The sequence below is a fragment of the Bifidobacterium mizhiense genome, assembly GCF_020884755.1.
Lineage (GTDB): Bacteria > Actinomycetota > Actinomycetes > Actinomycetales > Bifidobacteriaceae > Bombiscardovia > Bombiscardovia mizhiensis.
The window spans coordinates 54,756-78,018 of sequence record NZ_BPWE01000004.1; the positions used below are offsets into that span (position 1 = coordinate 54,756).

Annotated in this window: 22 protein-coding genes and 1 tRNA gene; 8 read left to right on the forward strand and 15 right to left on the reverse strand. The window is 53.8% G+C overall.

What is annotated here, in order from left to right:
• Position 1: 1 nt before the first annotated feature.
• Positions 2 to 1,432 (reverse strand): UTP--glucose-1-phosphate uridylyltransferase, encoded by a 1,431-nt coding sequence (locus tag LPC22_RS06460; protein WP_229133194.1) that lies wholly within the window; start codon positions 1,430 to 1,432, stop codon positions 2 to 4.
• 179 nt (positions 1,433 to 1,611) lie between these two features.
• Here LPC22_RS06460 and LPC22_RS06465 point away from each other — a divergent pair.
• The 6 genes from LPC22_RS06465 to LPC22_RS06490 all read left to right on the forward strand — a co-directional run bounded on the left by LPC22_RS06465 (position 1,612) and on the right by LPC22_RS06490 (position 8,651).
• Positions 1,612 to 1,688: transfer RNA gene (locus tag LPC22_RS06465), tRNA-Pro, on the forward strand.
• Between the two features lie 672 nt (positions 1,689 to 2,360).
• Positions 2,361 to 2,528, forward strand: a complete 168-nt coding sequence (locus LPC22_RS06470; RefSeq protein WP_229133195.1) for a hypothetical protein — start codon at positions 2,361 to 2,363, stop codon at positions 2,526 to 2,528.
• Positions 2,529 to 2,546: 18 nt separating this feature from the next.
• Positions 2,547 to 3,344 (forward strand): Abi family protein, encoded by a 798-nt coding sequence (locus tag LPC22_RS06475; protein ID WP_284143469.1) that lies wholly within the window; start codon positions 2,547 to 2,549, stop codon positions 3,342 to 3,344.
• A 309-nt stretch (positions 3,345 to 3,653) separates the two neighbouring features.
• Complete coding sequence (locus tag LPC22_RS06480; RefSeq protein ID WP_229133197.1) at positions 3,654 to 4,655, forward strand: dolichyl-phosphate beta-glucosyltransferase; 1,002 nt, start codon at positions 3,654 to 3,656, stop codon at positions 4,653 to 4,655.
• 201 nt (positions 4,656 to 4,856) lie between these two features.
• A complete protein-coding gene (locus LPC22_RS06485) occupies positions 4,857 to 7,049 on the forward strand; it encodes an ArnT family glycosyltransferase (protein ID WP_229133198.1) in 2,193 nt (730 codons plus the stop codon).
• A 585-nt stretch (positions 7,050 to 7,634) separates the two neighbouring features.
• Positions 7,635 to 8,651: an alpha/beta hydrolase family protein gene (locus tag LPC22_RS06490; RefSeq protein WP_229133199.1), complete on the forward strand. Its 1,017-nt coding sequence runs from the start codon at positions 7,635 to 7,637 to the stop codon at positions 8,649 to 8,651.
• A gap of 68 nt (positions 8,652 to 8,719) precedes the next feature.
• On the opposite strand, the gene LPC22_RS06495 is transcribed toward LPC22_RS06490, so the two are convergent.
• The 6 genes from LPC22_RS06495 to LPC22_RS06520 form a co-directional block, all read right to left on the reverse strand.
• On the reverse strand, positions 8,720 to 9,394 hold the full coding sequence (locus LPC22_RS06495; protein ID WP_229133200.1) for a response regulator transcription factor: 675 nt from the start codon (positions 9,392 to 9,394) through the stop codon (positions 8,720 to 8,722).
• Positions 9,391 to 10,617, reverse strand: coding sequence for a sensor histidine kinase (locus LPC22_RS06500; protein WP_229133201.1), 1,227 nt, complete (start codon positions 10,615 to 10,617; stop codon positions 9,391 to 9,393). The genes LPC22_RS06495 and LPC22_RS06500 overlap by 4 nt, the downstream gene beginning before the upstream one ends.
• A 162-nt stretch (positions 10,618 to 10,779) precedes the next feature.
• On the reverse strand, positions 10,780 to 11,331 hold the full coding sequence (locus LPC22_RS06505; protein ID WP_229133202.1) for an ABC-2 family transporter permease: 552 nt from the start codon (positions 11,329 to 11,331) through the stop codon (positions 10,780 to 10,782).
• A gap of 41 nt (positions 11,332 to 11,372) precedes the next feature.
• Positions 11,373 to 11,552, reverse strand: a complete 180-nt coding sequence (locus LPC22_RS06510) for a hypothetical protein (RefSeq protein WP_229133203.1) — start codon at positions 11,550 to 11,552, stop codon at positions 11,373 to 11,375.
• Positions 11,553 to 11,575: 23 nt separating this feature from the next.
• The gene (locus LPC22_RS06515; protein ID WP_229133204.1) at positions 11,576 to 12,328 is read right to left on the reverse strand and encodes an ABC transporter permease; all 753 of its coding nucleotides are present in this window, start codon (positions 12,326 to 12,328) and stop codon (positions 11,576 to 11,578) included.
• A gap of 95 nt (positions 12,329 to 12,423) precedes the next feature.
• The gene (locus LPC22_RS06520; protein ID WP_229133205.1) at positions 12,424 to 13,413 is read right to left on the reverse strand and encodes an ABC transporter ATP-binding protein; all 990 of its coding nucleotides are present in this window, start codon (positions 13,411 to 13,413) and stop codon (positions 12,424 to 12,426) included.
• Positions 13,414 to 13,749: 336 nt separating this feature from the next.
• On the opposite strand from LPC22_RS06520, the gene LPC22_RS06525 reads away from it, so the two are divergent.
• Both LPC22_RS06525 and LPC22_RS06530 read left to right on the forward strand, forming a co-directional pair.
• Entirely contained in the window at positions 13,750 to 14,553 is an 804-nt protein-coding gene (locus LPC22_RS06525; protein WP_229133206.1) for a MerR family transcriptional regulator, read from the forward strand.
• A gap of 84 nt (positions 14,554 to 14,637) precedes the next feature.
• The gene (locus tag LPC22_RS06530) at positions 14,638 to 15,165 is read left to right on the forward strand and encodes a hypothetical protein (RefSeq protein ID WP_229133207.1); all 528 of its coding nucleotides are present in this window, start codon (positions 14,638 to 14,640) and stop codon (positions 15,163 to 15,165) included.
• 186 nt (positions 15,166 to 15,351) lie between these two features.
• On the opposite strand, the gene LPC22_RS06535 is transcribed toward LPC22_RS06530, so the two are convergent.
• The 8 genes from LPC22_RS06535 to LPC22_RS06570 form a co-directional block, all read right to left on the reverse strand.
• On the reverse strand, positions 15,352 to 15,966 hold the full coding sequence (locus LPC22_RS06535; RefSeq protein WP_229133208.1) for a response regulator: 615 nt from the start codon (positions 15,964 to 15,966) through the stop codon (positions 15,352 to 15,354).
• An 11-nt stretch (positions 15,967 to 15,977) separates the two neighbouring features.
• Entirely contained in the window at positions 15,978 to 17,360 is a 1,383-nt protein-coding gene (locus LPC22_RS06540; protein ID WP_229133209.1) for a sensor histidine kinase, read from the reverse strand.
• 98 nt (positions 17,361 to 17,458) lie between these two features.
• The gene (locus tag LPC22_RS06545) at positions 17,459 to 19,144 is read right to left on the reverse strand and encodes an MFS transporter (RefSeq protein ID WP_373312915.1); all 1,686 of its coding nucleotides are present in this window, start codon (positions 19,142 to 19,144) and stop codon (positions 17,459 to 17,461) included.
• 455 nt (positions 19,145 to 19,599) lie between these two features.
• Entirely contained in the window at positions 19,600 to 19,914 is a 315-nt protein-coding gene (locus tag LPC22_RS06550) for a DUF2511 domain-containing protein (protein WP_229133211.1), read from the reverse strand.
• Positions 19,915 to 20,039: 125 nt separating this feature from the next.
• Positions 20,040 to 20,900 (reverse strand): ABC transporter ATP-binding protein, encoded by an 861-nt coding sequence (locus LPC22_RS06555; protein WP_229133212.1) that lies wholly within the window; start codon positions 20,898 to 20,900, stop codon positions 20,040 to 20,042.
• A gap of 31 nt (positions 20,901 to 20,931) precedes the next feature.
• Positions 20,932 to 21,681, reverse strand: a complete 750-nt coding sequence (locus tag LPC22_RS06560) for a murein hydrolase transporter LrgB (RefSeq protein WP_229133213.1) — start codon at positions 21,679 to 21,681, stop codon at positions 20,932 to 20,934.
• A 5-nt stretch (positions 21,682 to 21,686) separates the two neighbouring features.
• The gene (locus LPC22_RS06565; protein WP_229133214.1) at positions 21,687 to 22,304 is read right to left on the reverse strand and encodes a hypothetical protein; all 618 of its coding nucleotides are present in this window, start codon (positions 22,302 to 22,304) and stop codon (positions 21,687 to 21,689) included.
• A gap of 107 nt (positions 22,305 to 22,411) precedes the next feature.
• Positions 22,412 to 23,257, reverse strand: coding sequence for a hypothetical protein (locus LPC22_RS06570; protein WP_229133215.1), 846 nt, complete (start codon positions 23,255 to 23,257; stop codon positions 22,412 to 22,414).
• Positions 23,258 to 23,263: the final 6 nt, after the last annotated feature.

Below are 23,263 nucleotides of genomic sequence, written 5' to 3' on the forward strand. Positions count from 1 at the left end.
TTTAGACCCACTCGTCCGGTTCGATACCCTGGGGTCCCACATACTGGCCATTGGGAACGTATGAGGAACGCCCCTGGTCGCTCAAATGGGCATCCGCATACAGGGTCACATCCCTGCCGAAGGTCCAGTCCCCCTCGATGGTGACAGAGTTGGCAGCCGCCAGGCTGGGAACCCCGTAGGGGAAGCGCTCATCGAAGTCGGCGATGTACTTGTAGTAGCGTTCGTCCAGTTGGACGTTGGGGAAATCGTAGTTGCCATCCTCCATCTCGTAGGAGTCGGTCAGATGGAAACGGTCGGAGCGCATGATGAACAGGTCGTCGGTGGTCTTGACGGGTAGGAAGCGCATGCGGTCCACCTGCACGCAGATGGCTCCCTCAAAGAGCGTGGCGGCGGAACCCATGGCGGTCTCCAGTTGCACCACGGGTCTGGTGGAAGGGTCGGTGGGATCGACGGTCTTCCGGTTCTCGATGATGGGCAGTGGCAGTACCCCATCATATTCGGCCAGCTTGTCGCGTAGGGCATCGACCCTGACCCAGATGCTGTTGGTATTGAAATAGGGATGCTTACGGATGGACATGGCTGAGCTGCGGTCGTGCGGATCCACCTGGGACATCTCTCGCAGGATGAGGTGTCCGGTGGCCTTGTCGATGACGATGTGGCCGCCTTTGCGGTCAGCCTCGGTCCGTTCGGCCACCTCGATCATGAAGGGCGCTCCGGACTGTGCGAAATAGCCGGCCAGGGTCCTTGAAGGCCTGGCGCCCAGGTTGTCGGAGTTGGAGATGAACAGGTAGTCGATCCCTTGCTTCTTGAGTGTGTCCAGCAAGCCCGTCTCCCAGATGGTCGAGAAGATGTCGCCGTGGCCGGGAGGGCACCATTCCAGATCGGGCTTGGCCGGGAAGTCGACCGGACGACCGGTGTCGGCATCGATCTTGGGTTCGATGTGCTGAATGATCTCCATGGGCACATCATTCTGAACGAAGCGGCGGTCCTGCTTGACCACGCGCATGGTGTCACGGGAGGTGCGGAAGGAATTCATGAAGATCAGCGGCAGGGGTACTCCTAGGCGCTTGCGGGCAGTCAGCACCTGGCCCATGATGATGTCCAGAAAGCGCATCCGACGGGCCTTGTGGCGGCGGATGGGCAGCAGGGACTTGGCCTTTTCCAGACCCATGGAGGTTCCCAGACCACCGTTGAGCTTGATGAAGGCGGTGCGGGAGAATGCATCCAAGGCCATGTCCATATCCATGGAGTCGTGGATGTCCTTAGTGCGGGGCACATCCTTGAGCGGGGTGATGTCCTTTTCGCGCACGCAGGCTTTGGCATCTACCCGTTCCCAGGTTTCGTAAAGGTGCCTGAACTGGTTGATGGAAACTTCACTCATGCCCTTGTCGCGCATCTTTGCGGCCGAAAGGTCGAAAACGTCTGTGCTCATGGAACCCCTTCCGGGCTGGGACGACTTGCGGCCGACGCGGATTGCGCCGACCGTCAAGAATCATGATAGCAAGTTGATCATTGGGCTCGGTCTGTCTGCACTTGTCTGCCGGGACTCGCCGAACCATTGTCGGTCCTGCGACGCTGTGCTACTATCTCTACTCGGTGCTGATGCACCGTCGGGCCGTAGCGCAGTTTGGTAGCGCACTTGACTGGGGGTCAAGGGGTCGCGGGTTCAAATCCCGCCGGCCCGACCAATAGCAACGATTCCAAGGTCTTAGGCCTTGGAATTATTTGTATTTCCAGGCCTTTGATATCTATTTGCATATCTTCGGCGCCTCGCTTGTTCTTCACGTTTCCCTTCATTTGCTGACTGTGAGTTCGTGATCGGCCAGCAGATCTTCGGGGTCGGCATTGAGCTGAGCGTAAGCCGTCATCAGCTTCTTTCTCAGAGTCCCCGGCAACGCGACCGCGCCTTCCCTTGGTGCTGATGGTCTCTGCGGATGCATTCCTGCGCTGATACAGGCGCAAGTCCTCTATGCCATCCTCTTCCGTCCAATCACGTAGGTCGTGGTAGTCAACCTGGACCAGTTGACGTTTGTGACTGGCTTCGGCCTGGCGGACGATCAGGGTTGAGGTTGCCGCTATCCTGTTGTTCTGTGCAGAACCACAAAGGAGCGTACCCAGGGCAACTGCGGGAGTCTGGTAAAGGGTCATAATCAAATCCACCGCCCTGGGCCTGGCCCGAGATGTCATCTCGTTGAGTGCCGTGTACGCTCGGCCTTAGCTCTGAGCGGCAATCGAGTCTTGAAGTTTTGCGTTCGGCGCCCTCACGATGTAAAGTAAGTTCTGTTAGAAGCCGCCACTGCCTCTACTGCCTTTCGGGGTGGAACGCATACTATGGCGGTATTTTTTTACCCGGAGGGCGCATGGGATTCACAACTGCAACCAAGTTGCCCCCATACCCCAGCCATCCTTACCGCGACTCTGCAGACCTGGCCCGACTGCTTCTGGATAACGGGTTGACAGGCATCAGCGTGCAGGACCTTGCGGATCATTTGGAGTTGGTAGGCTATTATCGCCTCAAGGGCTACTAGTATCCTTTTCTTACTCCTATGGTGGGTAGCAGCAAACGAAAGTTGCCCTTTCTTCTGAAGACTGCTTGGGATCCCATTTGGGAACGGTACGTGTTCGACCAGGAACTACGTAACATCGTCTTCGATGGCATTGTCAGCGTCGAGGTCTTTCTCAAAAGCTATATGGCTGCTGAACTTGCCAAAGCAACGGGTCCGTTCGGTTACCTTGAGCCTGCCGGTCTGCCTGGACTCAGCACCGAAGAGCATAAGAGCGCGATTGCCGGCATAGCCAAGGACTATAAGAGATCTTCGCTGCCACAGCTTAAGCATTTAAAGAGCACCTACCGCGACCCGCTGCCGCCCATTTGGATGTTAGTGGATTGCCTGTCCTACGGCGATTTCAAGAAGATCTTCTACAAGGGTGCTGACCCTGCCATCAAACGCAGGTTGGCCTTGCAACTGGGAATCATGTCGAACAAGCCCGGTGTCGGCAATGAGAAATTGTTGCGCGGTTGGCTCGAGAATATCCGTGTCGCCCGCAACAAGACCGCCCACCATGACCGCTTCTGGAACTGCATAGACCCGAAGATGACACCCATCAAACCCAAGCTGTATCCCGCAGATGCCGACTGGTGGGGTAACGAATGGGAACCCTTCCGCCGACCGGAGTCGAAAGGTCCTGCAGGATTCCTGACCATGGAACACTTCCTCCTGAAGCAACTGGGCGTCACTCATTGGCGTACAAACTTCATAGACCTGATGAATCGCTATCCTGGCATTCCACTCAAACCAATGGGCTTCCCGGACGACTGGCAGAAGCTGCCCATATGGCAATAAAGTCTTCTATCTTCTCTATTTAAAATGCACGGTTTTGATTTCCAAATATGTATGTCATATTCGTACTAATATCCTCAAACAGATGCCGTCGTCAGGCGCTGAAACAGTACTAAGTGGTAACTCTGTCCGTGGTACTTTTTTGAGCAGCAATCTATCTACAGTTGCGTAGTAGCCGAGAACACTGCGGCTATTTGATGCAGTTGTATCAGCAAACATTGAGAAATCCTCATGATTCTTTTTAAGGAGTCCAATCAGTTTATAAAGATAAGTTTGAGGAATAGCCCAAGAAGTCGCTGTTTACTATGAGTCATGAACACAGCGAATATTCTCGAAAGAAACATTAGTGGGCAGTCCTATGTGCCTGACAGGCGCTCTTCTGGCAACAGGCAAATCCGAGAGGGTGAGGTTGATTCGCCTATCTACTATGGCAGCCCAGCCGCGGTCGACGCCGATATTGTCATTCCCATATACAATGAGGAGGCCCAGCTGGCAGACTCCGTCTCCACTTTATGCAGTTTTCTGGATCGTCATGCCAGAGATCTGACACCCTTTAGCTGGAATATCGTGATTGCGGACAACGCCAGCACAGATGCCAGTTGGCAGATCGCCATGTCCCTGTGTGACTGGTGTCCCAATCAGGTACGCGCCTTGCACCTCGCGAGAAAGGGCCGCGGATACGCCCTGAAACAGGCCTGGCTCAGCTCCAGGGCGGCAGTCGTCGCATATATGGATGTGGATCTATCCACCGATATCGGCTCTACGGGCAGCCTTATTCTTCCTCTGCTCCAGGGCGGGGCTGACATCGCCTTTGGCTCGCGTCTTATGCCGCAGTCTCAGGTCACTCGCTCCCCCAAACGTGAATTCATTTCGCGCACCTACAACCTCATGCTCCGCTCTTATCTGGCCGTCTCCTTTCATGATGCCCAGTGCGGTTTCAAGGCCATTACTGCCCAGGCTGCACATGTCCTGCTGCCGCAGGTGAAGGATGACGAGTGGTTCTTCGATACGGAGCTGCTTGTGCGTGCCCAGCAGGCCGGGATGACCATGTTGGAGCTTCCAGTCCGCTGGGTGGAGGATGCCGGCTCGACTGTCGACATCCCAGACACGGTAAAGAAGGATCTGGAGGGCATGCACCGGGTCAGGGAGGGTATGGAGGCCCGAGCGGTCGAGGAGCTTCGCGTCGACCTGGACTCACCTGCCGTCTGGGATCATATCCGCCAGCATGAGCTGCGCGGATCCCTCTTGCCTGCAGAAGAGCAAAATTCGCATTCACGTATGCAGAATCCAGACAAAGAGACTGCCGCTTGTTGAGCGGCTGACAGCAAACGAAATCTCGTACAGAAAGAGCAAACTTCACTTATCATGAACGCTTCATTGGCTTCTCACAGCGGCTATGGCTTCTCCCAGCATTCGCGGACTTTCAATCCACCACGATCAACAAGCGCAGATGCAGTTGCTGATGAGCACGCTTCCCGCGCGTATATTCTGCCGCGACGGACTCGTGGGGATTGGATGGCGCTGGGAGTCATGCTGCTTGCAGCCTGTGCAATATTCTTCATCAACCTCACGGCCTCCGGGTACGCCAACGAGTTTTATTCAGCTGCGGCCCAGGCAGGCTCGGTCAGCTGGAAGGCGTTTCTCTGGGGATCCCTGGACTCAGGGAACGCTATCACCGTGGACAAGCCGCCGGCAGCCCTCTGGCTGATGGCGCTTTCCGTGCGCATCTTTGGTCTGAATTCCTTTGCCATCCTCCTGCCGGAAGCGCTGATGGGGGTGGCCACCACCTACCTGCTCTATGTCACCGTGCGTCGGTACTGGGGCAACTGGGCAGGTATTGTCACCGGCTTCATCTTCATGCTCACTCCGGTAGCCGCGCTCATGTTCCGCTTCAACAACCCCGATGCCTTGCTGGTGCTACTGATGACTGGTGCCACTCACGCGCTCCTCAGGTCTCTGGAGTATGTCAACCATCCTTTTGGCAATCGAAAGCGCACATGGTGGATGGTCCTGGCCGGTGCTCTGATCGGATTTGGCTTCCTTACCAAGCAACTGCAGGTGCTGCTCGTACTGCCTGGTTTTGCCCTGGCTTTTCTTCTGGCATCGCCTACAGGCATGGTTCGTCGCATCCTGGATTCACTGGCTGCCATTGGTTCCATGATCGTCGCTGCCGGCTGGTGGGTGCTGCTGACGGTCATCGTGCCAGCCAGCGACAGACCTTATATAGGCGGCTCCCAGCGCAACTCCTTCCTTGAGCTCACGTTTGGCTACAACGGTTTTGGACGCCTGACCGGCAGTGAAGAAGGATCCGTCATACCCGGCCATGGCCATAAAGGAGGCGGAATGCCGGCTGGTGGCGGTCGCGGTGGTGGCATGTGGGGCCAGACTGGCCTCAATCGTCTGTTCAGCGGCGAGTTCGGCACGCAGATTTCCTGGCTGGCCCCTTTGTCTTTCGCAGGCATTGTCATCAGCTTGCTGATTATCGGCAGGGCCGTTCGCACTGACGTGCGCAGGGCCAGCGTCATTGCTTTCGGAGGTTGGCTGACCGTCACCTGGCTTGTTTTCAGTTTTATGGCCGGCATTTTCCACCAGTACTACACCGTGGCTCTGGCTCCTGCCCTGGCTGCTCTGGTGGCTATCGGTGCATTCAGTCTGTGGATCGCCCGGGACAAGCTCTGGGCCAGGATCGTCACGCCGATTCTTATCGCCTTCACGGCCTTTTGGGATTTCAGCCTGGCAGGTCGGTCCCAATGGCTTCCCTGGCTCAAGTGGGCCATTCTCATAATCGGTCTCATGGGCGCCCTTGGGTTTGCCCTGGATCGACTGTTGCGAATACGACGACTCGCTCTTGTAGCGCTCGTTCTGTCTGTCGTAGGGCTTATGGCTGGCCCTGCTGCATGGACGCTGTACACCGTATCCCAAGGACACATGGGATCAATCGTCCTGGCCGGCCCCAGTCTGACTTCAGGGAGCATGGGTGGCGGCCCCGGTGGTATGCCCGGGGGTGCTCCTGGTGGTGGCCAACCCGGCGGAGGCCAGGCAGGCGGCATGGCACCTGGCAATATGCAACAGCAAGGTATGCCTGGTGGTGACGGCAGTCCCATGGGCTCATATCAAATGGGCCAAGACCCGATGAATCAGCAGGGCCAGATACCTGGTGGCGGTTCGAATAGTCAACAGGCTCCCAGCATGGGTTCTCAAGGGCCAGGTCCCATGGGCCAGGATTCCTCGGGGCCACAAGAGGAATCCAGGTCTTCGGGTGCGCCCTCCATGCGTTCACAGCGCAGGGGCAAATCTGGATTCCAGGGTGGATCAGAAGGAGGAAGGATAAGAGGAGGAGGTCTGCTTGGTGGAGGCCGGTCCAGTTCCAAGGTCGTCGCCATGCTGGAAAAGTCATCCGACTCCCATCGCTGGGCTGCTGCCACGACAGGATCCCAGCAGGCGGCGGGCTATCAGCTGGCCTCTGAAAAGCCGGTTATGGCCATTGGCGGGTTCAATGGTTCCGACCCCTACCCCAGCTTGGAACAGTTCAAGCAGTACGTGAGGGATAAGCAGATCCATTACTACATAGCTGGTGAGATGGGTGGCCATCAGATGGGAGGTTCCGACGCCGCCACACAAATCTCGCAGTGGGTGGCCAAGCACTATACCGCAACGACTGTTGATGGTGTCACTGTTTATGATCTGACCCAGCAGCAGGCCAGCTAAGCGGCGGGGGCAGCTCTTGGCTAAGGGATACTCCCAGGTTTGCGGTAGCAAGATAAAGGCGAGACGAGCTACTGACTTCTAATCTGTAGGTTGCGAGTAGTTGCCTCCTTTGTGTGATGTAAAAGTGAAAGCAGTGGAGTGCTGAGCGGTGAGCGGACTGGGACTACCACAGCCCGCTCATTTCTTATTGATCAATAAAGGAAGGTATTTCTTTCTGATTAGCGCAAGACCCGTTACTGCAGGCCAACTTACTTCAAGTCAAACTCAATAGCGCCATTGATTTGATTACACTGGTCTACGTTTCATGATCCTTACAAATGGAACTATTCTCAAACAAACACCGGCCAATAAGATTCTGACTACCTCTGCCACACGAATAGAAAGACCAATACTTACAAACAACCGATTACAGCATTGCGATACCAATTGGTCGACCCGGCTTTATAGTTATAGAATTTATATCTATACAAGCAGACAATGGGGTGCCGATCAGGGAGTGGAATGTCAGAAAATCCAGGCAGGACAAAGCCCAAACGCAAATGGAGGCGGGTTCTCCTGGCTCTGGCAATAGTACTTGTTCTTGTCATGGCGATCATTCTGCCGGGGGCTTCCATTTTGGTCTATGAGGACACCTTCGGAGAACGGTATAACACTCCCGGATGGATGCGTTATGCGCTCGCAGACTTCCCCGGCCTGCGCATGAAGCGTTGCGACTTTCGCTCCAAAGACGGTAAGAAACTGGCGGGATATCAGTATTCAAGAGACAACCCGAACCAGCCTGGAGACAAAGCTGAGGGCCTCGTGGTCATTGCTCATGGTTTCGGCGGCGGCGGACAGAACACCTACATGGATGTTGCCAGCTATTTCACCTCCCAAGGCTTCCTGGTCTTCGCCTATGACGCCACCGGCAACGATGAAAGCGCCGGCAAGTCCGTCAGGGGCCTTCCTCAAGGGGTCGAGGATCTTGACCAAGCTCTTCGTTTCGCGGAGGGTGAGCAATCATATAAAGGTCTTCCTGTTTTCCTGTTCGGACAGAGCTGGGGAGGCTATGCCGTTGGCGCTGTTCTCAATCTTCACCCAGAGGTCAAGGCTGCAGTCATGGCTTCTGGATTCAATCGTTCGATCGATATGATGCGTCAGCCCGGCAGAAAAATCGCTGGCCCTGCCGTCTCGCTCATCCTGCCCTGCGTGAGCTTGTATGAGCATGTAAAGTTCGGGAAGTTTGCGGGCTATACCGCTTTGGATGGCTTGAAGAAATCCAAGGCAGGAATTTTCATCACTCAGAGCCGTGATGATCAGGTGGTCCCGGTCAGATATAGTTTTGACCTCTTCCATGAGGAATTTCAGCCCAACCCACGATTCCGGTTCCGTGAATACCAGGATCGCGGACACGCCTATGTCTACTATTCCCAAAACTCGGTGCGATACCGAAAGCAATTCGACCAGGAATACAAGGAGCACATGAGACAACTGGGCCAAAAGCTGTCCAACGAAAGTTATAACGCGTATTCGGCCAAACACTTCGACAAGTCGAAGGGCTTCGAGCTGGATGTGCCGTTGATGAACCAGATGGCGGACTTCTATCGCCAATATATGGATTAGGACCCAAAAAATACAGCCGGATACAGCCTCTTCCGTCGACGAATGAGCGAGACCGCATTCGGTGCTACTTAGTGGTTTGCCATGTTGGCCTGATACCAGAGAACGGCGATGTTGATCCGGTCCCTGACCTTGAGTTTTGCCAGTATACGACTGACGGTCTTTTTGACAGAGTCAGGCTGTAGCTGGAGTTGCTCAGCAATCTCTGCGTTCGTCAGGCCTTGGCTGACCAGCGAAGCGACCTCAAGTTCGCGTTTGCCCAGCTTGGCAAATTGCTCGCGAGCCTTACACCCATCATCGGCTTTTGGCCTAGGAACTCCTTTTCTGATCACTTCGGCCGTGATGCGCGGCGTGAGAATGGCATCGCCTGCATGTACCGCATGGATGGCTCTGTTCAGATCGGCTGTCTTGACATCCTTGAGCAGGAATCCAGATGCGCCTGCCCCTAAAGCTGTGAACGCATAGTCGTCCTCGTCGTAGGTGGTCAGAATGAGAATGCTTATTTCAGGATGGAGCTTTTTGATACGGCTGGTGGCATCCAGCCCGTCCATGACAGGCATGCGCACATCCATCAGAATCACATCGGGCAGAGGCTGTTGATTTTCGGCGGATGTGGCCAGTTTATCCAAAGCTTCTTGGCCGTTGGCCGCCTGTGCTACCACATGCAAGGTTGGATCCTTAGCGACCATGAGTGCCAGTCCCATGCGGGTCGGGCGCTGGTCGTCGACGATCATGACGCGGATCATGCGTTCTCCTTCATGCCTATATCGTTAGCTGACGTTGCAGCTAGTGAGGGTATGCGGGCCTGCAAGGTCCAACCATCAGAACCAGGACCCGAATGGAAGCTGCCACCATGAGCTTGCACCTCGGCTCTTAACCTGGCAAGACCTGTACCGCTGCTACTGGTATTTTCGGCTTCGCTATTCAAGATTCGTCCATCATCGCGAACGGTGATATCTATGCCGCCCCGGCTGTTGTGATCCCAGGAGACCACAATACGGTTGACCTCCTGTCCGTGGCGGAGGGCGTTGGTAATCGCCTCCCTGGTGATGGTGAAAGCCAGGTCGGCCTGTTCGGAATCCTGTGGCCGACGACCCGTTTCCGTCAGGGCAGTGCTGATGCCGGCTTGACGGACGTGACCGAGGATGGGTTTGATGTCATCCCAGCCATGCCTCTCCCCTGTGGCCGGCTGTGGGTCGTTTTTCGGATCTGTCTCTGATTGCAGGGCTTTGACAGCCGTTCGGGTGTCATCCAGTCCTTGCCGTGCCAGGTCGTTAATCATCGAGATAGCCTCATCGATTTCCGGTTTTCCGCTGGCATGATCCAGTCCTTCGGATAAGGCGATGATGGCGGTCAAGTCGTGACCCACGCTGTCATGCAGTTGGGCGGCAACCCTGGACTGATGCATGGCCTGGTCCCGCTCATGGGTCAGGGTTAGAGCATGCGAGCGCTCCTCCTCCAATGCCTGCTCCGACATGCGTGACTGCCTTACAGAGCGTGAGAGGAAGGCGACTGTCAGGCAGAGGGCGAAAGTCAATCCAGTCGGATACAGAAGGTCGGTGAAGTGGACATCACGATGCCAATTGGCAGAGAGTACGATACTGAACAGGCCCAGAATGGCGGAACTACCCAGCCCAGCTGTCAATGATGCCATGCTCTTGGCTTCTACCGCGCAGGCGTAGAGGCTGACAATCCAGGGAATGACCAGGTAGGTGCATCCCGAGCCATAGATTGCGCCAGTCAGGGCAAGCAGGCCACTGACCACCAGCAGGGTCGCCATAGGATATAGACGGCGCAGGCATAGGGTGACAAGTGCGAGAAAAATAATGACCACAAACAAGGGCAAGCCCCAGCTGGCTGACTTCATGACCTGGTAGAGGGTCTGGTTGGCGCTGCTTGGGGCAAGGATCAGCCTGGTCAGCATCCCTGTCTCGTAGAGGGCGCAGAAAAAGACTGCCACGAAGGTCATATATGGCCGGTTCCACAACTGAATCCAGCCTTGAGTCTTCTTGCCTGCTCTCATCGGTGAGCCTCTTCCTGATAACTGCTGGTATTCCATTATGCTGTCAGACACTGAGATGTGCGACCTGGCAAGTGCGTTATCCTCTCTTCATTGACTCTGGACTTGAGATCAGATGGCTCTGCGAGCCTGGTGCCGGAATATAAGGAGGCTGATCAGCACCCAGAGGATTGCCACCATGCACGAGCTTGCCATAGAGGTCGTGGATGCGATATTGCCCATGTCACGGGCTGCGGATGCAGTGGTGATCAAGGCCAGCGGATACGGCAGCGCCAAGGCCGGTGTGGCAACCGACAGCACGCAGCCTCCCAGGGTGAGCAGAAACATGATGCTCATAGTCGAGGCGAAGGATTCGGCTCTGGCGGCTATGGCCTGGGTCAGAGTCATAATGGCCCACACTGCCAACGTCATTGGTACGCCACGCAAGAGATAGGGACCGAGTTCCGCTGGGTCGAAGCCTCCTACCAGAACACCCATAAGTATGAATTCGGATTCAAAGATGGCGACGCTAAGGAGGGATGCCAGCAGTCCATGCATCATCTTCCCGGCTATGGCAGTCCCGACCATGCCGGAGGCATTAAGACGCTGCCAGTTGCGACCCTTGTGCTCGTTGGCTCCAACCTGGGCTGCAAAGGCTGCGACCAGGACTGGCATGAAGACCATGCTTGGCAGAAGGATCGCCTGCCCCCAGACCGCAGCCCAGGTCACCCCTTGAGCCTGGAAGTCCGGTTGTAGCTCTGATACTGGTCCCAACCGTTGAAGATTCCTACAGCGTCGAAGAGCATGGTGGCCAGCCAGTACCAGAGATTGCCGGCCTTGCGGATCTCCCATTTGCAGGCGGCGACGATTGATGGCCTGTGGCGATGCATCGGGGTGATAGTCATAGCGTTTGCTGGGTACGGACTTGTCATCGGCATAACTCCTTGACCTTGACGATGAGTGCTGATATTCCCGACAAGATAATGTATGCCAGAAGGCTTGCCAGGACCTTCGCCCATGGATTGGCAACCAAGGTCATCCTGGCAAAGCCATCAGGACTGGCAGAAGACAGGAAGGGGTAGGCGGCGGAACTGATTCCTGCCGGGAAAAGCCAGCCTAGACATGGCATATTCATCGGACCCAGTCCAGTCCCGATCAGACCGGCTATCACACCCAGACCCAGGCCTATGGCCTGTCTTTCGATAGTCAGGGAGAGGGCGAGTTGTATGGCCGTGACAGCCATGGATGAGAAGCAAGCAATCAGTGCCGGAAGGAGTATGTAATCGGCCAGACTGCCATCGAGATAGAACCCTTGTGCTGAAGCTGACAGCGGTATCCACGCCAGAGGAATCACGAAGCATAGCGAAATCACACACCCCGTAACTACGAGCTTGGCAAGAAACCTCCCAGTCGCACTCTGGCCTAGGGATTGCCATTTGAGATCCATGCGCTCGCTGCTCTCCATGACGGCAAGCCGGCTGGTCATCAGAGTTGCAAGGATGGGTGCCAGCAGGCCGACAGTCTGGAAGATCTCACCTTGTGCAAGGGCTACGGTACGAGTGGCGGGGTTCGCAGATTCAGCTCGTTTCATGAATGCCAAGCCCGACCATGCCGAAACCAGGGCTATCATGCCCAAGGCCATCCACCAAAATGAGGAGCCTTTCAACTTGCGAAGCTCCATCGAAAGTAGAATAAGTGGCCTTCCAGGATGGGATGAGCGTGGCGGTTTTCCCAATCGAAATTCTTCGGGCCTCATGGAGAATGATTCGACAGAGCTCATCGTGCGCTCCTCTGTTTATGACCCAACGGCTTCACAGGACCCTGCGCTACATGGTTCTGCGGGTTTTCCACGAGTTCGAGGAAGGCCTCTTCCAAGCTCTTGCGTTCGGAAGCGACACGGTATACCTGCAGACCATGCGATACCAGCCGAGTCACCAGCGCCCCGATTTGCAAATCGGGTATCTCGGGAATGCGCAGGGTTGCACTCTTCCGGATATATTCGTGGTGAATTCCTTGAGCTTCGAGCATCTCTGACACGAGCCCAGGGTCGGACACCCGTAGATCGATATGGCCCTCATCGCGCAGATTTTCCAATGTCCCCTGGTAGAGCAGGTGACCATCGGCAATGATGCCAACTATTGGAGCCATCTTTTCGATTTCGGACAGGATATGGCTGCTGATGATGACGGTGACTCCCTCAGAGGCGGCCAAGTCCATGATCATTTGTCGCACCTCGACCACAGCTTCTGCATCCAAGCCATTGGTGGGCTCATCCAAGAGCAGGAGCTCCGGATGCGAGATCAGCGCCATGGCGATGCCCAGCCGCTGCTTCATCCCCAGGGAGTAGGCGCCCGCCTTCCTCTTCTCGTATCCCCGCAATCCAACCTTGGTTAACACTTCTGAGGCAGCTGAAACTGGCAGACCCAGATAATCGGCTACCATGCGGCAGTTATCCAGTCCCGACAGGCCTGGATAGAAGCTGGGTCCTTCAATCATGGAGCCCACACGGCCCGGCTGGATCGTGGTCTTCTTTCCTACCTGCTGTCCCAGCAGCCACATGCTCCCCGCAGTCGGTTTTGTCAATCCCAGAAGGAGCTTCATGGTGGTCGATTTTCCGGCTCCGTTTGGTCCCAGCAGTCCGTAGACTCCGCCAGCCTGTACCCGTAGATTCAGCCCATCCACGGCTTTGAATCCGCCATAGGCCTTGACCAGCCCCTGTGTGGCCACAGCCAGTTGCGGGTCATTGTTTTCGTCCGTATATGTCATTGTGCCTCCCCTTCCAATCGGAATTCAACTGATTCCTATGCAAGTTCGGCGGATGCAATCCCTCAACGCGGGTAAAGAAACTGTCCCCTGCAGGGGACAAGTCGCTGCTGATGAGGCTGATTTATATCCATAGGAAAAGAGTCTTGCTGGATTTAGTCGTCTTCATGATTGAATAGGGGCTACTTTGCAAACGAGCAGAACCAAAAGCGTCCTCCTCAAGAACCTGTTACTGGATATTGGGACGCTAGGGGCCGGCGTGTGCATGCACTCACTCACCCATCCCCCAGAAAACAAACGATTTGACCTTGACATAATGGCAGGGTTTAGGGTCAAGGCATGACACGGGAGAGCGAATTCAGTGGAGAGGGCAGCGAGAGCGGCTTGAGCATCGGTCAGATGTCTGAGCTTACTGGGGTTAGTCGGAGAATGTTGCGCCATTGGGAGGAGGAAGGACTGATCTCTCCCTTTCGCGACCAGTCGAATTACCGGCATTATCTGCAGGATGACGTCGCACAGCTGGAGCGAATTGTGACATACAGGGAGATGGGCTTCAATGCCCGACAAATCAAGGCATTGCTCAATTGCAAGGCACCGCTGGCCTTGGATGAGTTGCGAGGTCAGCGTTCGCGAATTGAGGTGAAAATCCAGCTTCTTAGGAAAGCTACGGATCGTTTGGACCGGCTCATAACCCTTGCTGAGGGGAAGTCGGGTAATGATTCAGCCGCCACGAAGACCGATCAGGAGGACCAGTACTTTTCGGAAGCATACGAACGCTGGGGTACTAGCAGGCAGTGGCTTGAGTATGCGGAGCGAAAGGCCATGTGCTTCGAGCAAGAGCAGAAAAAGGATACGGCCCGGCTCAAAAATGTAGAAAGTGAGCTTGCGCAAGCCAAGCGAAAAGGTCTGCCGCCGTCCTCAGATAAGGTTCTAGAATTGATTGACGAGCATCGGCAGGCTCTGTCATGGTTCCACGTAACGCCTTCCATGCACGTCATTCTTGGACGCATGTATGTGGCTGATCCACGTTTCAGATCCCACTATGAACGACTGGAACCTGGATTGGCGCAATGGATGCTTGCTGCAATCGAAGCTGCGGCTCGTGCAATCGGGATAGATCCGGCAACTGCTAAATGGGAGTGACGCAGTCAATATCTTCCATCTACGTATCACGTTTTCTGTTTAACAACCCAATTGAAGATCCTTCAATTAAAGAACGAGGTAACCATGCACAACCATGACCAGACCAAAGATTCTGCTTATACAGGAGCAATCATCAGTCCGGTGCCGGAGCCAGGGAAGGATGCGGAGCCGCCGGAGCCTTATAGAGGCATTTACCTCATGCCTATGTTCATGTGCCTGTATAGCCATGATCTAGAAGAATCAGAGGTTTTCTGGACGCAGGGATTGGGTTTCATCAATTTATACACCATGCCAGGCGTGATGATTCACTTACGGCGCTGGGCCTTTCAGGATGTGCTGATCCGTAAGAGTGGTTCCAATACCGATAGCCCTGATTCGGATATGGAGTCCATAGGAAGCCTGAGCGTAGCAGTCACGGAAAAGCAGATAGGCAAGATTTTGGATGCATGCGAGCGCCTTCGTCCGGGATCCACTTCAGCTCCAGTACGTAAGCCGTGGAACTCGCTTGAAGCCAGGATTCACACTCCGGAAGGCCTGGCCCTTACCCTCACGGCTGCCTTGGCTGTCGATAAACAGAAGGCTCAAGTTTATCTGAACTCGCACGGTCAATGAGCAAAGTTCAAGCCCTTCTCCCCTGTCATGATTTGATTTTAAGAGCAACAATTAAAGGTCTCGAACGGCCGAGGGAAATGGAAATAACTATAACGTTGGTTCTTCTATAACGCCGGTTCTTGCCCCCAGATCCAAAAGAGGCTATCGGTTAAGAGACTATTGGTTATTAACGCTAGTCGTTCTGGTTTACTGATCGGGTCTTAGGCCTAGAGTTTCGATGGCCTCCGCTACAGCAGCCGTGCGATCGCTTACCTCCAGCTTGGCGAAGATTCGGCTGAAATAAGTTTTCACTGTTGCCTCGCTGATGTATAAGTGCTCTGCGATTTGCCGATTGGTCATGCCTTTGGCGGCCTCGCGCAGTACGCGCGTCTCTTGTTCGGATAGTGCTGGTCTGGTTGCTGGACGCAGTGCTTTGCTGACTGCTTTCGCTGCGGTTGGATTCAGCACAGTGGACCCTGCAACAGTGTCACGGATAGCTTGGGCCAGGACATGGGGTTCGACGTCTTTCAGCAGATAGCCGTTGGCTCCGGCTTCTATGGCCGGCAAAATATCGTCGTCGGAATCGTAAGTGGTCAGGATCAATACCTTGGTTTTGGGATAAGAAGCCAGCACTTTCCGAGTGACTTCAGGGCCGTTCATGTCAGGCATCCGCAGATCGAGGAGCAACAAATCTGGCCGTGTTTTTGCCACTGCGGCTATGGCCTGGGTGCCATTGCATGCTTCGGCAACCACTTCAAGATCCGCATGGCGCTTCAGCATGCTGCGTATACCCTCCCGAACCATGGGGTGATCGTCGGCCATGACAAGTCGGATCATTCTTTCTCCTCATCTGGTCGAGTATTATTACTTGGTCTTTCGACAGGGATATTCACAGTTATAGAGGTGCCTTGCCCGGGAACTGAGGTTACCGTACAGCGCCCACCCGCATCTTGAGCTCGTTTGGTCATATCCCGCAGACCATAGCCATGCCCTGCCTTTTCCATCACCTGGAAATCCAAGTTTTGAATATCAAAACCGCAACCATCATCCTTGATCCGAAGCTGCAACAGTTCCTGCCTTTTTACAAGCAAGCTCACCTGTACATGCTGGGCATTGGCATGCTTAGAAATATTAGTCAGGGACTCCTGGACTATACGTAACAGGTTGACTTCAGTCTGCTTAGGTAAGGGCGGCAAGGTGCTTTGAACCAGGCACTGCGATTGACAACCTGTCTTTGCTGCAGTGGCATGCACCGTCCGCTCCAGGGCCGTCTTCAGGTCCCTGCCATCCAGATCAGCCGGTGCCGAATCCGCAATCATTCTTCTGGTGTCATCAAGAGAACTTTTCGACGTGCTGGCGATCATTTCCAGATGCTTTCGCGCTGCAGGCAGGTCGTCATCCAGTTCTTCATGAGCTACCCTGGCCAAGGCCAGAATGGAAGTCAAAGACTGGGCGATTGTGTCATGCATTTCATTGGCCACACGTTCCCGCTCAATAGATGCTCCTTCAGCTCTGCTGAGCCTGCGAATCGTCTCTTGTTGAGACTCCATTTTGTCCAGCAGCATTTGATTATGCCCGTTGGTCAAAGCCAGGACATTGAAGGACTTTCCAATCATTGCGGAGAATACCACCACGAGAACCATGAGCATAAGGTTGCCGGTTAGATCAGTGCTTAAGAATCTCTTTCCAGCCAAGACCATGCCCAGATAGGCCATATTCAGGACTCCTACCAATCCCAGAGCAGGAAGGTAGGCAAAAGCGATGAAGAGTTGCGGGACGATAAACAGCTGAGCCAGAATAGCGGTACCATCCAACCAGGCGCCCATAGGCAAGCAGACCAGCGTCAGCAGGGCAAAAATCCGACCATATGCTCCTGTTTTGCTTACTGGCTGATCTGCCGTTTGCCGGTCAGACCCTTGAGGTTTGTCAAATACCCTAGGCAGAACCAAGATCATGAAAAACAAGCAAGGCAATAGGATGAGAAGGCTTGAAGCCAGCTTATGGGTCATGGAAGCAGTCGAGAAGAAGCAATCGGCTCCTGTTACGCAGCCTGCTTCCACAATGAAATACCAGTTCCAGGTGTTATGAAGACGTCGACGCTGGGCATCGGTTCTTGCAGTCGCGTCAAGTTGGCCGTCAACGCAATCACCATCCAGTTTCATCGAGAGCCGGTCTTGCCGTTGGCCTTCTCGATTGGTTTCCTCAGTGATCTTCACTCATGTCTCCCATGACTTCCACACTTATCCACCCTACTGCCAAAATGCCTGTAGAGATCGTCCGGTTTTCCTGTTTCCAAGCTCCGAAACCGGGATCTTCATTGGCTATCGACCGTCTTCTCAGTGAAAATCTGCTTGCTTTTTCGGGGATACAAAAGAGCCAAGGGAATGAAAAGTAAGGACATACAGGCCATAGCTAGGAAGACCTTGCTGCTGCCGCTGGCATAGGAAACCCGGATCAGAGGCATGATCATATTCCGCACGGATTGGGGCATGCTGGTCAATTGTGATTGAGCACCTGCGGAAGTTCCGGATCCTATAGTATCTGCAATGGCTTGTGCGCGGGATGCGCTTACTCCGTACTTTCCCAAGGCCTTATGAATATCCAGGGCAAAATAATGGATGCACAATGGTCCCAGCATTGCCATGCCCAAGGCACCGCCGAAGTTTTTGAAGGTCTGATTGATGGCAGTAACTTCTCCATAAGAGGCGTTGATGGCCCGATTGACCGCATCAGTGGATGATGGCGAGAACATGAATCCGATCCCTGCGCCTGCAACCACCATGGAAAGCGACAGCCAGACGGTATTGGAGGGCAATCCTTTGTCCAGTGAACCGGCTGTAAGCGACATGAGGGAGAAACCCGTTGCAGCTATCAAGCCGGCAATCAGCAATACCGGTTTCATGCCATGCCTGTTGAAGAGCTGGGCGCCCAACAAGGCGGAAACTAGGAAGCCTAGGAAAAAGTAGAGGATGAACAGGCTGGTCATCAATGTTGACCGGTTGAGTGCAAGGAGGCCGTAGACGCTGAGGAAGTACATGATGGGTTGGAAGATCACGGCGGCTACCAGCATGGCGAGCTGGGAAATGTCGAATGGGAGGTTGCTGAAGATTCTGAGTTTAATGATTGGATTGCCAACGTGCGAATCCCAGAAGCCGAACACCAGGAATAGCACAAGGCTGGCACCAAAACTGGCAAGAATGCGCCAATCCGACCAGCCAACGGTGCTGCCCTGCTGAATCGGCACGATCAGAGCTATCATGGCCAGTCCTACGGCTAGGCCGCCAGCCCAGTCAATATGCTGACTACCGTGTTCGGTTGTGGGTGAATCCTTTGGAATCATCGAGACGATCATGACGATGGCCACCAGAGCAAGAGGCAGATTGATGAAGAAGATGTCGCGCCAGGAGTATTGAATCAGCCAAGATCCCAGAATGGGGCCCAAGCATGTCATGGCTCCTGTGATGGCGAAGAACAGAGCCATGTTTCCGGCCCTCTTGTTTTCTGCTGAGTAGGAGAACAGAATACCGATGGCGGCTGGGAACATCATGGCTGAACCGATGCCTTGCAGAGCTCGGGAGAGAATCATCAGCATCAGTGAGAGTGAATTTGCAGGAACAAGTCCGCAACATAAACTGCCCATTCCAAAAAGGAATGTACCTGAAAGCATGATGCGTTTGTAGCCCGCTAGATCCGACAGATGCCCGCAGATGGGGAAAGTGGCGGCTGCAGCCAGCATATAGGCGTTGACGATCCACTGTATGCCGCTTGCGGTCAGACCCAGACCTGATTGGACTGCCTGACTCGACAAGGAGACGATTGTCGAATCTATGTTGGTCATAGAGACAGCCACAATAAGTCCAATCATGATCATGCTGAGTTTTTTGTGACTGATCGGAGGCTGTGAAGCCCCGATCACTGGCAAGTGGTCTTCTTGTCTCTTGACTTCGCGAGTTTGCATACTGTCTCTCTTTCGTGTTTGCGCAACTGGTATCGCCGTAATCGGCTTTGGAGGCGCTACACCATGAGAGTAAAAAGATCTTCTCGCTTCTTATGTCATCCCAGTCGCTATATCTCTGTCCCCCATTCGGATGACATGTTGACTACTGTGTCAGAGCTGGGACTAGAAGATCAGCAATGCAACTGTTCGCAGAAATCAGACTGTGTGAGTTATAGGGCTATCTGGTGCTGGCAAAAGTACTGTCTTGCAGTTTATCGAGCGATTTTATGAGCCAAATGGTTGGGGAATCGATAGTTATGGCAGGCAGATTACCCAGAAGACGTGAGCAACTGCTCTCTCAACTGGTCCACGTTGAGCGAGATTCATTTGATGCCGTGAATGAGTAATATCAGCAACAGACAATGCAATGTGAGGATATTCTCCACGCGGTCAACCTGGGTGACCTGTTGTCATTGTTGCCCACCGTTTTGCTATCTGTTAGGCCCTGTAAAACTGGTTTATTTTGGTACGTCGCAGACCGAGAAGGCGAAGCTCATCAGAGTTCCTACTGACTTACTCTTATCTGATTTTAATGTTTCAATGCTTTTGAGATGCTCATTGTCTTGTACCTGGTTCAGTGCGTACTGTTCACCATCTGAGGTGGTAAAGCGGAGGATGGGGTCTCCCTGCTTGCTGAGCTTGCATGACACGGTGCCCTCATCAACCTTAAGAGGCCAGGTGTGACCCAGATCTTCTTTCGAAATTGTTTGCGGGTTGCTGGTAGCTGCGACTTTATTGCTGTCATCAGTGGAATACTCTTCAGGGTGCTTCATGCCATCAGTGCAGCCGACAACTCCCACTATCAGCATAATTGTGGCGCATATAAGGAAAAGGGTCCTAAGGCTCTGCTTGATTCGTTTCATAATTATCGACGTTCTTTCATGCTTGGAGACGGTTTCTAGCGCTCGCTGGCCAAAGCCATATATCCGTCCTCAAGGTTGGACGCAGTTTCTACAGATCCCGCGGGCGGTGTATCGGTAACTATGCGGTATCTTGTCCCCTGTGGGGTGGGTTCCGCGTTGATGATTGTGGCATTTTCCGGTGGGGTCGCGATAGGGGGCGTGACCCAGGTATGACCGGCAGCTTCATGGATCAGCCCCTCTGTCGGCCCGTCATACTGGTTGCGTCCGCAACGTAATACACACACCCAGGGGCAGGTTTGTGCAACATCATCGAGTATGTGGGTGGAGAGGATAACGGTTCGATCCTGTCCCAGCTGGGCAAGGAGCGTGCGGAACCGCATGCGCTCTTCGGGATCCAACCCCGCTGTGGGTTCGTCGACTACCAGCAGCTGGGGGTCGCCCATAAGGGCCTGTGCGATGCCAACCCTGCGCCTCATACCCCCGGACAACCCTCCGATAGGTTGGTTCATCACGGCTTCCAATCCCACTTGTTCCAAGAGGGTATGAGCCTGCTCCTGCCGTGCACGTTTATTCTCGATCATTTTCAAGATGCCGATATAGTCAAGGAATTCAAGCGGGGACAGGTTGTCGTAGGGGGTGATGTGCTGTGGCAGATAACCCAGGTGCCGTTTTAGATTTCGCCTGTTGGCCGGCGAAGACAGGTCTTGTCCATCAATAAAAATTTTACCTTTAGTCGGTTTGATTATTCCGGTGAGAATACGCATGAGGGTTGTTTTACCGGCACCGTTTGGACCAATAAGTCCTATCATGCCCTGTGGAAGATCAACGGTCAGATCGTTCAAAGCGGCTGGTCTCCCCCGAAAATCCTTGGTCAGATGGTCAATGGAAATAAACATGTGAGCAATTCCTTTCAAAGTCAGATGAAAGTCAGACCCGAGCTTTTATGCGGTTGGAGGCTATGTTTGCACCAGTGAAAAGGAGCAAGATAATACACACCTGCCAGAGCAGGGATATGACTCCTGATTGGACGGTAAAGGGGCCGTTCGCTGGTGCGTACACAGGATCGGCATGGAACCATCCCTGGGCAATGGGATCGCCAATGACTGCCAGCGGGCCACCATTGAGTGTTGGAAGTGGTAAGAGTGGGGTATAGAAAGCCAGCCAAGCCCATACCAGGACGGCAAGAATTCGGGCTACGATCGTGGGCAACAGGGCTCCTAGCAGGGCGGATATCCCCATAGCAATCAGTATTGATGGCGCGAGTATGACAAAAGCTACTGCCAGGGCCACAAGTATTGCCTTACCGTTGCCGTTAATGGCTTGGTGGACCGCGATCAATACAAGGAAAAGCAGGGAAGATGATATGCAGATGACCCAGGCTCCCAAGACATGAGCTGAGCGAATGACGGCCATCGGCAAGGGGGAGGTGGATTCAAGCTCGTCCATACCTGTTCGCCTGCCGGCAGTCATAAGGTCGCTAAAAGATGCTGCGTATGCCAACGGGGTGAACATAGCAAGAACCTGTCCGGTAAAGACAAGACCATCTGTGTTGCTGAATCCAGGTGACATAGGAGAAGCATAGGCCAAAAAGAGGGCGAAGAGCGCCAGCGATATGCTGGCTATCCACAAGGCTTTGCGCCGATAAAACATCAGTATCGTGATGCGTACAAGGCTCATTATCCTCATAGGGCTGCCACCCTTACGACATTGCGCTCCGCATCACCGCACATGTTCCATCCGAAGATTGCGCCTGCTGCTGCAATAAACAATGGAATGAGTCGTTGCCGGACCGGATCGGTGATGTATGGATCCCATATAAAACATAAAAACAGCCAAATAGCTATGGAAGCCAGCGACGATGTTGGCGTAGACATGGTGAGTACGGCTATAAGGAACACTAGACAGTTGACAATGAATATACTGCCAACCGGGGTAATGATGCTCACCCATCCCATGTCACGTGGCCAAAGTCGCATCATATGCAAGCCGATAAAAAGAAGGCCTGCGGCAGCAAGAAATGCTCCGGTAATGATAAGCAGCCTGGTCACTTGAACCTTCCGCCATCCAGTTGGAGTTGACTCAGCAAGTTCAACGATTGGGTCACTATTGAGCACAAAAGCTGTAGATAGGCCAGCAGCAATTACTGGCACCTGAGTAAGAACCATCATAACTGGCCGTATGCGGCTCAATGACCAAATGCCTTCCAGTAAGGAGCCCGCAAGAAGAATACCTGCGGTCAGTATGAACGGCAGTAATACCAGCCTATAAAGCCTCTTGAGCTGTATACCTACGAAAGCCAACCTCGTCCACCTTCCTCATATCTGGTTTTGGCCTCAACTGCTGCCAGACATTGCTCGCTACTCGTTCCGTCTGCTTGGTTAGTAGCGAGAGAGGATGAAAAGGTTCATTAATTTTTATTTCCACCGGCGAGTTGAGTATGCCAGGCAAGAGGGGCTGTAAGGATAACAGCAGATAGGAGTCCTACTGCAAGGAGGATGGTTCCTGCCCAGGCTGCGGTTGTAGTGGGTACCGAATTGACCCATGCCGGTAGGAAAAATGATGACCTAAACTTCTGCAAAGTTCTCATTAGTGGTGCAAGTACCCCTAGGAGCAGTGCAATCCAAGAGCATTGCCATATGCATAAGAGGGCCACAATATTCGCCAGGAGTGTTATGGGGGCTATCGTTTGGGCAATAACTGGCAGGGGCCTTATTCCAGGGTTGATGACAGTGACAATCACCAAGGCTGCTCCCCCGACGACAATGTTGGAGATAAAGGCCAGCAGCAGTCTAGTAGCTGCTACAACTTGAGGCCCCAGGGGCATACTGAGCATTAATTCACGATCATCTTTAATGGAAAAAACCAGGATTATTGTCAGTGCCATGTTGAGCATGAGCATATTTGAAAAGATATGCATACCGAGACTGCCGTAACGTGCACCTTGCATAAGGTTGCTAAATAAAACGGAGCACGCTGCTATCGCAATTTCCACCAGTAAGATATATCGCGGCATGAGGCGGAATTGTGCCAGAACAAGTGGGCCACAGGAACGTACTTGACGCATGAATGGTATCGGTTGATCCGTTGCCAGCGACGGCTTCTGGTGGATGGCTTTCATTACGCTAGTAAAAGCCGGAACTGCCGGCTGGGCATTCTGCTCTTTCTCTCTAAGAACCTTCTGAACTTCATCCTGGTATTGTTCGGTAACTGGGTTTGTTCTGTCTGGGCTTGTGCTCTTATATCGGTCTGTCATAATCAC

Coding starts and splice junctions, on each gene's coding strand:
- LPC22_RS06480 (WP_229133197.1), top strand. CDS start 3,654: ATGAACACAGCGAATATTCTCGAAAGAAACATTAGTGGGCAGTCCTAT.
- LPC22_RS06460 (WP_229133194.1), bottom strand. CDS start 1,432: ATGAGCACAGACGTTTTCGACCTTTCGGCCGCAAAGATGCGCGACAAG.
- LPC22_RS06535 (WP_229133208.1), bottom strand. CDS start 15,966: ATGGCCGACGATCACCCCATGGTTCGGGAGGGTATACGCAGCATGCTG.
- LPC22_RS06530 (WP_229133207.1), top strand. CDS start 14,638: ATGCACAACCATGACCAGACCAAAGATTCTGCTTATACAGGAGCAATC.
- LPC22_RS06495 (WP_229133200.1), bottom strand. CDS start 9,394: ATGATCCGCGTCATGATCGTCGACGACCAGCGCCCGACCCGCATGGGA.
- LPC22_RS06485 (WP_229133198.1), top strand. CDS start 4,857: ATGGCGCTGGGAGTCATGCTGCTTGCAGCCTGTGCAATATTCTTCATC.
- LPC22_RS06500 (WP_229133201.1), bottom strand. CDS start 10,617: ATGACCTTCGTGGCAGTCTTTTTCTGCGCCCTCTACGAGACAGGGATG.
- LPC22_RS06570 (WP_229133215.1), bottom strand. CDS start 23,257: ATGACAGACCGATATAAGAGCACAAGCCCAGACAGAACAAACCCAGTT.
- LPC22_RS06520 (WP_229133205.1), bottom strand. CDS start 13,413: ATGACATATACGGACGAAAACAATGACCCGCAACTGGCTGTGGCCACA.
- LPC22_RS06550 (WP_229133211.1), bottom strand. CDS start 19,914: ATGAAGCACCCTGAAGAGTATTCCACTGATGACAGCAATAAAGTCGCA.
- LPC22_RS06515 (WP_229133204.1), bottom strand. CDS start 12,328: ATGGAGCTTCGCAAGTTGAAAGGCTCCTCATTTTGGTGGATGGCCTTG.
- LPC22_RS06490 (WP_229133199.1), top strand. CDS start 7,635: ATGGCGATCATTCTGCCGGGGGCTTCCATTTTGGTCTATGAGGACACC.
- LPC22_RS06505 (WP_229133202.1), bottom strand. CDS start 11,331: ATGGTCTTCATGCCAGTCCTGGTCGCAGCCTTTGCAGCCCAGGTTGGA.
- LPC22_RS06475 (WP_284143469.1), top strand. CDS start 2,547: ATGGTGGGTAGCAGCAAACGAAAGTTGCCCTTTCTTCTGAAGACTGCT.
- LPC22_RS06525 (WP_229133206.1), top strand. CDS start 13,750: ATGACACGGGAGAGCGAATTCAGTGGAGAGGGCAGCGAGAGCGGCTTG.
- LPC22_RS06470 (WP_229133195.1), top strand. CDS start 2,361: ATGGGATTCACAACTGCAACCAAGTTGCCCCCATACCCCAGCCATCCT.
- LPC22_RS06555 (WP_229133212.1), bottom strand. CDS start 20,900: ATGTTTATTTCCATTGACCATCTGACCAAGGATTTTCGGGGGAGACCA.
- LPC22_RS06560 (WP_229133213.1), bottom strand. CDS start 21,681: ATGAGCCTTGTACGCATCACGATACTGATGTTTTATCGGCGCAAAGCC.
- LPC22_RS06510 (WP_229133203.1), bottom strand. CDS start 11,552: ATGACTATCACCCCGATGCATCGCCACAGGCCATCAATCGTCGCCGCC.